Annotated in this window: 11 protein-coding genes; 4 read left to right on the top strand and 7 right to left on the bottom strand. The window is 70.0% G+C overall.

Annotation, left to right across the window (positions count from 1 at the left end; translation table 11 throughout):
• The first annotated feature begins 47 nt into the window (after positions 1-47).
• The 3 genes from JOD49_RS11445 to JOD49_RS11435 all read left to right on the top strand — a co-directional run bounded on the left by JOD49_RS11445 (position 48) and on the right by JOD49_RS11435 (position 2,398).
• Positions 48-1,097 carry a zinc-dependent alcohol dehydrogenase family protein gene (locus tag JOD49_RS11445; RefSeq protein WP_205307291.1) on the top strand — a complete coding sequence of 350 codons (1,050 nt, stop codon included), beginning with the start codon at positions 48-50 and terminating at the stop codon, positions 1,095-1,097.
• Positions 1,098-1,170: 73 nt separating this feature from the next.
• A complete protein-coding gene (locus JOD49_RS11440; protein ID WP_205307290.1) occupies positions 1,171-1,536 on the top strand; it encodes a DUF2255 family protein in 366 nt (121 codons plus the stop codon).
• 169 nt (positions 1,537-1,705) lie between these two features.
• Positions 1,706-2,398 (top strand): DUF6518 family protein, encoded by a 693-nt coding sequence (locus JOD49_RS11435; protein ID WP_307822509.1) that lies wholly within the window; start codon positions 1,706-1,708, stop codon positions 2,396-2,398.
• 130 nt (positions 2,399-2,528) lie between these two features.
• On the opposite strand, the gene JOD49_RS11430 is transcribed toward JOD49_RS11435, so the two are convergent.
• On the bottom strand, positions 2,529-3,023 hold the full coding sequence (locus tag JOD49_RS11430; RefSeq protein WP_205307289.1) for a hypothetical protein: 495 nt from the start codon (positions 3,021-3,023) through the stop codon (positions 2,529-2,531).
• 93 nt (positions 3,024-3,116) lie between these two features.
• Positions 3,117-5,774, bottom strand: a complete 2,658-nt coding sequence (locus JOD49_RS11425; protein WP_205307288.1) for a replicative DNA helicase — start codon at positions 5,772-5,774, stop codon at positions 3,117-3,119.
• Between the two features lie 298 nt (positions 5,775-6,072).
• On the opposite strand from JOD49_RS11425, the gene JOD49_RS11420 reads away from it, so the two are divergent.
• Positions 6,073-7,596, top strand: a complete 1,524-nt coding sequence (locus JOD49_RS11420; protein WP_239525199.1) for an MATE family efflux transporter — start codon at positions 6,073-6,075, stop codon at positions 7,594-7,596.
• Positions 7,597-7,761: 165 nt separating this feature from the next.
• Here the strand turns inward: JOD49_RS11420 and rplI are convergent, their stop codons facing one another.
• The 5 genes from rplI to JOD49_RS11395 form a co-directional block, all read right to left on the bottom strand.
• Positions 7,762-8,211, bottom strand: coding sequence for a 50S ribosomal protein L9 (gene rplI / locus JOD49_RS11415; RefSeq protein ID WP_138827012.1), 450 nt, complete (start codon positions 8,209-8,211; stop codon positions 7,762-7,764).
• 17 nt (positions 8,212-8,228) lie between these two features.
• A complete protein-coding gene (gene rpsR, locus JOD49_RS11410; protein WP_030152654.1) occupies positions 8,229-8,465 on the bottom strand; it encodes a 30S ribosomal protein S18 in 237 nt (78 codons plus the stop codon).
• Positions 8,466-8,562: 97 nt separating this feature from the next.
• Entirely contained in the window at positions 8,563-9,102 is a 540-nt protein-coding gene (locus tag JOD49_RS11405) for a single-stranded DNA-binding protein (protein WP_205307287.1), read from the bottom strand.
• A 148-nt stretch (positions 9,103-9,250) separates the two neighbouring features.
• A complete protein-coding gene (gene rpsF / locus JOD49_RS11400; protein WP_056654034.1) occupies positions 9,251-9,541 on the bottom strand; it encodes a 30S ribosomal protein S6 in 291 nt (96 codons plus the stop codon).
• A gap of 205 nt (positions 9,542-9,746) precedes the next feature.
• On the bottom strand, positions 9,747-12,164 hold the full coding sequence (locus JOD49_RS11395; RefSeq protein WP_205307286.1) for a penicillin-binding protein: 2,418 nt from the start codon (positions 12,162-12,164) through the stop codon (positions 9,747-9,749).
• Positions 12,165-12,405 lie beyond the last annotated feature (241 nt).

Genomic DNA, 12,405 nt, shown 5'->3' with positions numbered 1-12,405 from the left:
GACCGCCACACCCGATCCATCCACGCACCACCGAGAGGCACCACCTCATGCGAGCAACACTCATGTACGGCGCCGGAGACGTCCGCATCGAGACCGTCCCCGACCCCGTCCTCCAGCAACCCACGGACGCGATCGTGCGTGTCGTGCGAGCCTGCGTCTGCGGGTCGGACCTGCACCCCTACCACTCCATGCGCGGCTCGACCCGGGGCAACCCGATGGGGCACGAGCTCATCGGCGTCGTCGAGGAGACCGGCAGCGTCGTGACGAACGTCCAGAAGGGCGACTTCGTCATCGCCCCGTTCGCGTTCTCCGACAACACGTGCGTGTTCTGCCGTGAGGGCTTCCAGACCTCGTGCGTGCACGGCGGCTGGTACGGCTCCCCCGAGACCGGTGGCCTACAGGCCGAGCTCGCGCGCATCCCGCTGGCCGACGGCAGCCTCGTCGTCGTCCCCGACGTCGACCCGGCGACCGCCGACGAGGGACTGCTGAACTCCCTGCTCACCCTGTCCGACGTGTACCTCACCGGCTACCACGCGGCGCACATGGCACAGGTCCAGCCCGGCCAGATCGTCACCGTGATCGGGGACGGCGCCGTCGGGCTCTCCGCCGTGCTCGCCGCCAAGCAGCTCGGCGCCGAGCGGATCATCCTCATGGGCCGCCACGCCGCGCGCACCGACCTGGGACGCGAGTTCGGTGCGACCGACGTCGTCGCGGAGCGTGGCGCCGAGGGCATCGGCAAGGTCATGGACCTCACCGGAGGTGAAGGCTCGCACGCCGTGCTCGAGGCCGTGGGCCACATGCCCGCCTACGAGCAGGCCTACGGCGTCGTGCGCCCCGGCGGGATCATCTCCCGCGTCGGCGTCCCCCAGTACGAGGACGCCCCCGTCGGGTTCGGGTCCCTGTTCGGGAAGAACGCACGCCTCGCCGGTGGCCCCGCCCCGGTGCGGGCATACCAGGAGGCAGCGATCGCCCAGGTCCTCGCAGGCGAGATCGACCCCGGCAGGGTGTTCGACGCGACTCTGCCGCTCGAGGACGTCGCCGAGGCCTACCGCCTCATGGACTCACGCGAGTCCCTCAAGGTCGCCCTGCGGCCCTGAACCTCGGGGGGGTGGGCGCCCCGGCGCCCACCCTCTCCCCCGTCTGTGTCCCCGACCACGAAGGAGAAGCACCATGAGCGACTGGAGCTCCGCAGACCTGGCGGCCATCGACGCCGACGGCGAGCTGCGCGTCGCCGCGCACCGCCCCGACGGGACGCTGCGTACCCCCCGCATCGTGTGGCACGTCGTCGTCGACGGCCATCTGTACATCCGCTCCGTGCGCGGCGTCGACGGCGCCTGGTACCGCGGCGTGCAGCGCACCCGTACCGGCCAGATCGACTCCGGCGGAGTCCGCGCCGACGTGACCTTCGTCCGCGACGACGGCCACGACGACGCCATCGACTCCGCCTACCGCGCCAAGTACGGCAACGGCTCGGCCGTCGACCACATCACGGCCCCCAGGGCGCGGGCCACCACGCTGCGCGTCGAGCAGGCCTGACGACCTGCCGATCCGAGCGCTGCCGCCGGCCCGCGACCCCGCTCTTCGGCGCGTCGCAGATGGCGGCGGGCTCCTCGGGCTCGGTCGTCCTGCCACGGGAGGACCCCGTCGCCCTGGCGTCCGACGACGGGGGGACGCCCGGACGCGAGCGCGTGCCTAGCGTCGGGGTGTGCCCGACTCGACCTCGCTCCACGACCCTCTCGACGACCGTTCGCCCGTCGCACCGTCCCGCCCCGGCAGGACGACGGCGCCCAGCGGACAGCCCTGGTCGCGCGGCGCCGTCGTGCTCGCGGCAAGCTTCCTGCTCGGCGGGCTCACGTCCTTCGCCCAGGGCTTCCTGCCCGACGCCGCAGCTCCCTTCGCGAACTCCGCGAGCGGCTGGACCCTGCTCACGGCGCTCCTCGTCGCCTGGGCGGCGCGCGACCCACGGGCCCGGACGTGGCACGCCGCCGTGCTCGGAGCCGCGAGCTTCGTGCTCCTCGTCCTCGGCTACACGGTCGCCTCCGACGTCCGCGGGTACGTCTACGACCCCACGCTGTTCGAGGTCGTCGGCCTGCTCGTCGGTCCGTTCGTCGGTGTCGGAGCGGCGTGGCTGCGCGAGACGGGCGTGCGCGCCGCCCTGGGCACAGCGCTGCTCGCGGGGATCGGGCTCGGCGAGTCGGTGTACGGGCTGACGACCGTCGTGGAGACGACGGGAGCAGGCTACTGGGTCGCGATCGGGCTCGTGTCGCTCGTCCTGCTCGCCGTCATGCTCGGGCGTGCGCTCCGCGGCACCCTGCAGGTGGCGTTGACCACGGCGGGCACCGCCGTCGTTGCCGCGGGGTTCCTCCTCGCGTACCGCGCGCTCGGCACGGTCGGCTGACGAGCCCGGTCGCCAGATATCCACCCCGGGGGCCGGGCCCCCCACCGGAGGTGTGGCGGCGTCGAGCAGTTCGTCGGATGCCTCACGACCCGTGCGCGGGCACGCATCTGCTGGTCCGTGGACGTGGTCGTCAGGGAATCACGTCGAGAGCCGCTGCCCAGAGGCTGTGCTCGGTGTAGAACCGTGCGACCTCGTCCAGGTCGACGATCCCGGGAGCGGGGGCACCGGCAGGACCGGCGACCCACCAGTCCGCCCCCGGAAGACCGGCCGACGCCCACGCTCGCGACCCCGGGTCCTGCGCCTGGTAGCCGACCCGCCCTCGAGCGACGACCTCACCGTGCGCCGGCTCCCACAAGCGCACCGAGTCGTCGCCGGTCGGTCCCAGGACGACCGCGTCGTACCACCTCCACACGACGACACCGGCGCCGTCGGACCCGGGGGCGATCGCGACCAGATGGCCAGGGGACACCCGCTCGACCCGCGGCCCGGGAAAGATCGGTGCGAACCGGACCCGGCTGACCACACCGTCCTTCCAGACCTCGCAGGTGTCCTCCTCGACGCTCAGGACGAGGGACGTCCAGAGGTCGAGCGGGGAACGGACGGCATCCACAGGTGGAGTGGTCATGCGCCACAGCGTCGACGACGTGAAACCGGGTCGTCCACGCCTTCCAGGGCTCACACGCACCCCATAGCGAGGCCGGAACCACACAGGATCGAATCAGACCTGCATGTCCACGAACCGCGCGTAGTGCCCCTGGAACGCCACCGTGATGGTGTCGGTCGGGCCGTTACGGTGCTTGGCGACGATCAGGTCGGCCTCGCCGGCTCGCGGAGACTCCTTCTCGTAGGCGTCCTCGCGGTGGAGCAGGATGACCATGTCGGCGTCCTGCTCGATGCTGTTGTGGACGGCGATGCCGTTGGCGACGAAGTTGTGGGTGCCGACCACGGTCGCGTCGTAGACGGGCTTCTCACCCTCGGGGGTGATGGAGACGACCTCGTCCCACAGCAGGTCGTTGACCGCCATGATCTCGAGCTCCTCGCTGTCGAGGACTTCCGCGATCTTCCCGAGCCGCTGCCGGGACGGGGAGCGCTTGAACAGGGTGCTCCCGCAGAACTGCGTCCCCATGGCCTCGGCGAACTTCCGGTGCGACATCCCGCGCTCCTCGAGGAGCACTCGGACGTCGTCCCACACCTGGCGCGGCACGGTGTCGACGTTGGTGTTCGCGCGGGTGTCGCGGATGATCTCGAGGAGCCTCTCGGCGGCGGCCCCGCGCTCACCGTGCACCCCGATCTCCTGGAGGAAACGCCGCTGGTCGTCCACGCCGGAGATGTCGAGCGTGTACCCGGTCCGGTACGCGCCCTTGGGGGTGGCCGTGCGAAGGCGGGTGGAGATGCCGAAGCGCAGCAGCAGGCGGGACAGTCCGTCGACGAGCTGTCGTGAGGTCGAGGCGTAGTAGATGCGGCCGCTGCGGCCGTTGGCGTTGACGGTCACCGAGCCGTCGGTCGCCCAGATGTGCCGGATGAAGAGCGCGATCTGCTCCTTGGGCAGGTGGAACACGGTCGAGGGCACGAACTTCTCGTGGCTCCGCGCCCCGAAGAGACCCAGGTCGTCGAGCCACTCGGCGACGGGGTTCCGCTTGCCGCGGGCCAGTCGGTAGGGAGCCGGGAGCCGCAGTGTGGTGCAGCGGGCGACCGCGTACTCGTCGCGGATCGGGGTGATGCCGAAGGCACCCGCGGCCTCCGAGACGACCGCGAGGTTCTTCTCGTCGATCGACGCGTAGCAGATGGGTTGGCGCTTGACGAACGAGCCGTCGCCCAGCATGTGGGCGAGCATGACGACCTTGCGGTCGTCCCACGCGACGCTCTGCTCCGGTCCGGGGACGTGGCGGGGCACGCCGAGGCGCGAGCCCACCTGCAGCTCGCCGAGCGGCGTCCAGCCCTCGTACGTGAGGAACGGGTGGTTCGCGGTCGCGCTGATCTCCTTGCCGGAGGCCAGCTTGAGGCGGAACGTCTCGCGCGTCCCGGTGGGGAACACGTGCGTGAGGTGGCGGCGCACATACTGGAGGCGTTCGTTGAGCGCCCACACGGGGACGTCCTTGGCACCGAGCGCGTAGAGCTCGCCCATCGTGGTCTCAGCGCCCGTGTCCGCTCGCAGGATCCTGGTGTCCTCTGTGAGGCAGCCCGACTCACGCAAATCCGACATAGCGGGCTTCTTGTCCGTACGCTGCTCGGCGCCACGGTTCAGCTGAGAGATCGCGATGACCGGCACCTCGAGCTCCTTCGCGAGGAGCTTGAGCGCACGGGAGAACTCGGAGACCTCCTGCTGGCGGGACTCGACGCGCTTGCCCGACGTCATGAGCTGGAGGTAGTCGATCACGACGAGCTTGAGGTCGTGCTTCTGCTTGAGCCGGCGGCACTTGGCGCGGATCTCCATGAGCGACATGTTGGGCGAGTCGTCGATGAAGAGCGGCGCCTCGGAGATCTTGCCCATGGTGCCTGCGAGCTTCTGCCAGTCGTCCTCCCCCATGGAGCCGTTGCGCATCTTCTGCAGGTGGATGCGCGCCTCGGCAGCCAACAGACGCATCGTGATCTCGTTGCGGCTCATCTCGAGCGAGAACACGACGGACGTCATGTTGTGCTTTATGGAAGCACTCCTTACTATGTCGATTCCCAGCGTCGACTTCCCGATGGCCGGGCGTGCCGCGATCACGATCATCTGCCCGGGGTGCAGCCCGTTGGTCAGCCGGTCGAGGTCGGCGAACCCCGTCGGGACGCCCACCATGCCCTCCCCGCGGTGACCCGCGGCCTCGATCTCGTCGACCGTCCCGCCGATGACCTCGCCCAGGACGATGTAGTCCTCGGCGGTGCGTCGCTCGGTCACGGCGTAGACCTCGGCCTGCGCGTTGTTCACGACGTCGTCGACGTCGCCGCCGTCGGTCGCGTAGCCGAGCTGCACGATCCGGGTCCCGGCCTCGACGAGGCGGCGCAGCACGGCCCGCTCGCGCACGATGCGGGCGTAGTAGCCCGCGTTGGCCGCAGTGGGGACCATGGCCATGAGGTCGTGGATGTAGGGCGCGCCGCCGATCCGGCCCAGCTCGCCGCGGCGCGTCAGCTCGGCGACGACCGTGATGGCGTCGGCGGGCTCACCTCGTCCGTAGAGGTCGATGACGACGTCGTAGATCGACTCGTGCGCCGGCTTGTAGAAGTCGGTGCCGCGGATCTGCTCGATCACGTCCGCGATGGCGTCCTTGGACAGGAGCATGCCGCCGAGGACGCTCTGCTCGGCCGCGATGTCCTGCGGCGGGGTGCGGTCGAACCCGGGACCGCCGCTGCCTGCGGGTGGTCCGAAGCTCGACTCGAGCTCGTCGATCGACATGCGGGCCCCTCACTCCCCCGGCATGGCCGGGTATCGTCCTGCGTCGCACATCTGTTCTACTCCGGCCCACCGACACGTCTTGAGCCCGCGTCGTCGAGGGGTGTCGTGTGGTGCTGCACCGTCGACCGTCCGTAGGCCCGAGCATGCACGACTCAGCGACAGTAGATCGCGCTTCCATCCCCCGCAAACGACCCTGTTCACAGAGGTGTGGACAGCCTGTGGACAGACCCCGTCAGCCTGTTCACAGGCATGTGGACAACCATGTGGACAAGTGACGAGTTGTCCCCTGTACACGCCCATGAGCAGCCTGTTCACTAGGCTCGGGGGTGTGGACGAAAGAAATTCCGGCGACACGCCGCACGCACGCCAGCCAGCCCCAGGTCAGCGCTCCGACGCCGGTCGTTCACCCCGTTCATCCGAGGACCGCTCCCCGTCCACCGAGGGCACCCCGCACGGCCCGTCGTCGTCCACAGGGGACGGGCCGTCCACAGCGGACGGGCCCCCCAGCCGTCGGCTCATCGACAGGCAGATCCTCGCTCTCGCGGTCCCCGCCCTGGGCGCGCTCGTCGCGGAGCCGATCTTCGTGCTCGTGGACAGCGCCGTCGTCGGGCATCTGGGGACCGCAGAGCTCGCCGGGCTCTCCCTGGCCTCCACGGTCCTGCTGACCCTCGTGGGCCTGTGCGTCTTCCTCGCCTACGCGACCACCGCGGCCGTGGCCCGGCGCATCGGCGCGGGCCACCGGCGCGAGGCGCTCCAGTCGGGGATCGACGGCATGTGGCTCGCGCTGGGCCTGGGCCTGGTGCTCGCGGCGACCCTGTGGATCGGGGGCGGCTGGGCGATCGGCGCGATGGGCGGCACGGGCGAGGTCGCCGAGCACGCGCTGGTGTACCTGCGATGGTCCGGCCTGGGCCTGCCGGGCATGCTCGTCGTCCTGGCGTCCACGGGCGTGCTGCGCGGCCTGCAGGACACCCGCACGCCCCTCTACGTCGCCGCGGGCGGCGCGACGTTCAACGCGGTCCTCAACGTGGTCCTCGTGTACGGCGTGGGCCTGGGCATCGCGGGCTCGGGCATCGGGACGGCCGTCGCGCAGCTCACCATGGGCGCGGTGCTCGCCGTCGTCGTCGTGCGTGGTGCCCGGCGCGAGGGCGCGTCGCTGCGCCCCGCCGCGGGCGGCATCTGGTCCAACGCGCGCGCGGGCGCGCCGCTGCTCGTCCGCACGCTCTCGCTGCGCCTCGCGATCCTCCTGACGGTCTTCGTCGCGACGGGCCTGGGCGAGGTCACGCTCGCGGGCTACCAGGTGGTCGCGTCGGTGTGGGGGCTCGCGGCGTTCGCGCTCGACGCCCTCGCGATCGCCGCGCAGGCCCTCGTGGGCCACGGCCTGGGCGCGGGAGACCGGTCGCACGTGCGCTCGGTCCTGCGTCGCACGCTGCAGTGGGGCGTCGGCGCGGGCGCGCTGCTGGGCCTCGTCATGGCCGCGGGCGGCTGGTGGTTCGCGCTGCTCTTCACGTCCGACCCCGACGTCCGCGCCGCCGTCGCGCTCGGCATGGCCGTGTGCGGGCTGCTGCTGCCCATGGCGGGGTGGGTGTTCGTCCTCGACGGCGTGCTGATCGGCGCCGGGGACGGCCGCTACCTCGCGTGGGCGGGCATGGTCACGTTCGTCGTGTACGTCCCGGTGGCCCTCGCGGTCCGCGCTCTCGCGCCCGACGGCGCCGCTGGGCTCGCGTGGTTGTGGGCGGCCTTCGCGGGGGTCTTCATGGCGGCGCGCGCCCTGACCACGGGGCTCCGTGCGCGCGGCGACCGGTGGATGGTCACGGGAGCCTGACCGGACCCGGACCTGTCAGAACGAGCGAGGGCCAGAGGTCACGCTCGTTCTGACACACGGTTCAGGGGGAACGCCGACGGCCCGGCCCCCTCCGCAGAGGGGACCGGGCCGTCGGGTGAGATCTCCGATCCATCCATCCCTCACGGGACAGGGGCGATCAGTCGATCAGGCAGCCACCACGTTGACCGCGATGTTCGCCGAGACCTCGGCGTGCAGGCGGATGGTGACCGTGTACGAACCGGTCGACTTGATCGGCTGGCCGATCTCGATCTTGCGCTTGTCGACGGACGGGCCGCCGGCGGCCTTGACGGCCTCGGCGATGTCACCGGTGGTGACCGCACCGAACAGACGGCCGCCCTGGCCCGCCTTGGCCTGCACGACGACAGGCTTCGACTGCAGCGAGTCGCGCGTCGCCTTGGCCTCGTCGAGCGTCGCGATCTCGCGAGCCTTACGAGCCTTGCGAATCGCAGAGATCTGCGACTCGGCGCCCTTGGACCATCCGGTCGCCAGGCCACGGGGCACGAGGAAGTTACGGGCGTACCCGTCCTTGACCTCGACCACGTCGCCGGGCTCGCCCAGGCCGGTGACCTCGTGGGTCAGAATGAGCTTTGCCATGTTCTATCCCCTCTCGATCAGCGTGCGGACGACGAGTACGGCAGGAGCGCCATCTCGCGAGCGTTCTTGACGGCACGTGCGATCTGACGCTGCTCCTGGACGGAGACGCCGGTCACGCGACGGGCACGGATCTTCCCGCGGTCGGAGATGAACTTCCGCAGCAGGGTCGTGTCCTTGTAGTCGACCGACTCGATCTTCGCCGACTTCAGGGGGTTGGACTTCTTCTTGGGCTTGCGCACCACTGGCTTCGCCATGGTGTTGCTCCTTCACAAGGTGCTATCCCCGGCCGGGGTGGGTGCCGTCGTCGGGCACCTGCCCTGCCGGGAAGGGTTTGTCTGGGGTGAGCGGTGACTAGAAGGGGGGCTCGTCCGAGAACGAGGATCCACCCGACGACGCCGGGCCAGCCGTGGCCCACGGGTCGTCGTTGTTCTGCTGGCCACCGCCGGAAGCACTGAAACCACCGCCGCTCGAAGCGCCGCCGCCGCCGAAACCGCCGCCGCCACCACCGAAGTTGCCGCCACCCGTGCGCTGGGCCCGGGTGACCTTCGCGGAGGCGTACTTCAGGGAAGGACCGATCTCCTCCACCTGCAGCTCGACGACCGTGCGCTTCTCCCCCTCGCGGGTCTCGTACGAACGCTGGACCAGTCGGCCCTGAACAATCACGCGCATGCCCTTGGTCAAGGACTCGGCGACGTTCTCCGCGGCCTCGCGCCAGATCGAGCAGCGCATGAACAGCGTGTCGCCGTCCTTCCACTCGTTGGCGTTCTTGTCGAAGGTGCGCGGCGTGGACGCCACGGTGAAGTTGGCGACGGCAGCCCCTGCAGGGGTGAAGCGAAGCTCCGGGTCCCCGGTCAGGTTTCCGACCACCGTGATGACGGTTTCACCAGCCATGCCAGCTCCTCATTGTTCGTTGCGTATCGAAGAAACTTCGAAGGGGATGACCCCCGTCCGCGGACATCCCACCACGTGCCACTGACGACGCCCGTGAGGACGCGCAGCGCACCGGGACGGCGCGAGGGAAGTCAGACGTGCGAGGCGATCAGCGAGCGTCGGTGCGCAGGACCTTCGTGCGCAGGACGACCTCGTTGAGGCCGAGCTGACGGTCCAGCTCCTTGGCCGTGTCCGACGTCGCGGTGAAGTCGACGACGGCGTAGATGCCCTCGGACTTCTTGTTGATCTCGAAGGACAGGCGGCGACGCCCCCAGATGTCCACCTTGTCGACAGTGCCACCGTCGGTCTTGATGACCGTCAGGTACTTGTCGAGCGACGGAGCAACGGTGCGCTCCTCGATCTCGGGGTCGAGGATGATCATCAATTCGTACTGACGCATGCGGTTAACCCACCTCCTGCGGACTCAGCGGTCACGGTCTCTCCGTGACAGGAGGGTTGTGCGTCGCTGTGCGGTCCCCGCGCTGATGGCAGCGCGGATCGGGACACAGCAAGATCCCAAGGTACCCGGTCAGGGCCGGGGTCGGGAAATCTGGGGGGCTCCAGGCGCGGGTCCGGTGGCGGAGGGTGCCGCCACCGGACCTCGGCTAGGGCCTGGTCCCGCCACCGCCCGGAACACCACCGTCGCCTCCCTCAGGAGGCGTGGTCTGCGTGGGCGTCGGTGTGGGCGTGGGGACCGGGGCGACGGGCTTGGGGCCCTTCGACAGGACGATCGAGACGCGGGAGCCCGGCTCGACGACCTTGCCTCCCGGCGCGCGGATCACCACTCCTGGCGGCTGGTCGGACCAGTCCTCCGTGAAGCTCACCTCGAGCCCCAGACGGGCCAGGATCTGCGCCACGTCGTCCTTCGACTTGCCCACGAGGTCGGTCGGGACCGTCGGCTGGGTGGGCTCGACGGGATCGGGCTCGACGGGCTCCTCGACCGGCGGGATCTCCGTGGGGACCTCGCTCGGCGTCTCGGTCGGGACCGGCTTCTTCGGCGTGTACTGCGGGAACTCCTGCACCTCGGCGTACTGCGGGAGCGCGAGGACGCCCTCCATGTACTGCGTCCAGGCGTCCACGGGCCAGGTTCCACCCGTGATGGACTTGCGGTAGTACTCGCCGAACGGCTGGATCTGCTCCTGGGCCTGCGTCTCGAGGTTGGTCTGATAGAGACCGACGATGGTCGCGAGCTGGGGGACGTACCCGGCGAACCAGGCCGACTTGTTGTCGTTCGACGTTCCGGTCTTGCCCGCGACGGGCCGCCCGAGCGCCTTGGCCGGTGCACCCGAGGCGCCCTTGGACTCGACGACCTGCGTCATGGCGTAGGTCGCGGCCGCCATGGTGTCCGGCTCGAAGACGCGGTCGTTGCGGCCCACGGGCTCCCAGATCTCGGCACCGCTGCTGAGCAGCTTGACGGACTGCACGACGTGCGGGGTCGACTCGAAGCCCTGCGCAGCGAACGTCGCGTAGGCGTGCGCGAGGTCGATCGGGTGGACCGACGCGGTACCGAGCACGTTCGACGGCACGGGCTTGAGGTCCATGGTGTCGGCCGGGATGCCCGCCTTGACGGCCGCCTCGACCGTGGCCTCGGGACCGATCTCCATGTTGAGCGCCGCGTAGACCGTGTTGACGGAGTTCGCGGTGGCCTTGACGAGGTCGACCTGGCCGTACGGCACGTCGCCGAAGTTCTTGACCCCCTTGCCCTTCTCGGAGAACCCGGGCACCTCGACGTCGTTGTTGCCGTCGTACGTCGCGGACAGGTCGATCCCCTTCTCGAGCGCCGCGACGAGCGTGAACGGCTTGAAGGTCGAACCGGCCTGCGCGATGCCGTCCGTCGCGGAGTTGAACGGCACCTTCACGAAGTCCGCCCCGCCGTAGATGGCCTTGACCGCACCGTCCGCCGGGTCGATCGAGACGATCGACGGGCTCAGGCCGGCAGCGGCCGGATGGTCGCCGTCCCGGGGGATCGTCGCGGGGTCCTCCGCCGTCGCGACGGCGAGGTCCTGCATGGTCTTGTCGATCGTCGTGACGATCGTGTAGCCCTTGGTGAACAGGTCCTCGGAGTCACGGCCCGAGTTGGCCCACTCGTCCTGGACCATGTCCAGGAGGTAGCCCGCCTGCCCACCCTTGGAGTTGGTGGCGGGGGCCTTCGGCAGGAGCGTGTCGGCCGGGAAGGCGGCGGCGGCCTTCTCCTCGGGCGTGATCAGCCCCTGCTCGCCCATGCGGCGGATCACTCGATCCCACTTGACCTGTGCGGCCTCCGGGTTGACCGCCGGGTCGTAGCGGTTCGGGCTCGGGATGACGGCCGTGATCAGCGCGGCCTGCGAGAGGGTGAGCTCCGCGGCCGGGACACCGAAGTACGCCTGCGCGGCGGCCTCGATGCCGTGCGCCCCGCGACCGAAGTAGATCGTGTTGAGGTAGTTCCCGAGGATCTCCTTCTTGTCCTCCTTCTGCGTCAGGCGCAGGGCGAGCATCGCCTCACGGAACTTGCCCGCGTAGCTGGAGATGGTCTCGTCGGAGTAGTAGCGCTCGGCGTACTGCTGCGTGATCGTCGACGCGCCCTGGCGCGGACCCCCCGTGATGTTGTTCAGCGCGGCGCGGGCCATGCCCTTGACATCGACCCCGGAGTTCTCCCAGAACGTCTCGTCCTCCGAGGCGACGACCGAGTCCCCGACGTGCTTGGGCAGGCTGTCGAACGGGACGATCACGCGGTTCTCGACCTGGAACGTCCCGATCTCGGTCACGCCGTCGGCGTAGTAGACGGTCGTCTTCTGCTGCTTCGCGTAGGCGGCTTCTGCGGGGACGGTCGTCGTGGCGTAGGCGGCGATCACGATGCCGGCGACCAGCGCGACACCCGTCAGGAACGTCCCGAGCAGCACGCGCCACGAGGGGAGCCAGCGACGGAACCCCTTGACGTGGGACCGGGGGTAGTTGAAGAACCGGCGCTTGCGCGCCGGGGTGGCCGTACGCGCTGTGCTGGCGGTGCGCGCCGTGCCCTTCGTCTGCCTCGCGGAGCTCGCCACGGTTCACCTTCCTCTGGGGGTCACTTCAGGTCCGGACCGCACCGCGCTTCGCCCAGGGGGAGGGCGACGGGGGACGCGGGACATGCATCGGACCACCCTGAACAATAGGCCGTCAGCCCGTGAGGACAAGGACCTCGGCGGGGGGAAGGTCATTGTTTCGCCACAGCCACTCGGCAGTTCCGCCAGTCCTTCACATCTGGCCCGTCGCACGGGGGACACAGGGTTCTATGCACCGGCGCAT

It is taken from the genome of Oerskovia jenensis, assembly GCF_016907235.1.
Lineage (GTDB): Bacteria > Actinomycetota > Actinomycetes > Actinomycetales > Cellulomonadaceae > Oerskovia > Oerskovia jenensis.
The sequence above is the reverse complement of the archived record's forward strand: the minus strand, read 5'-3'. Positions and strand labels throughout refer to the sequence as shown.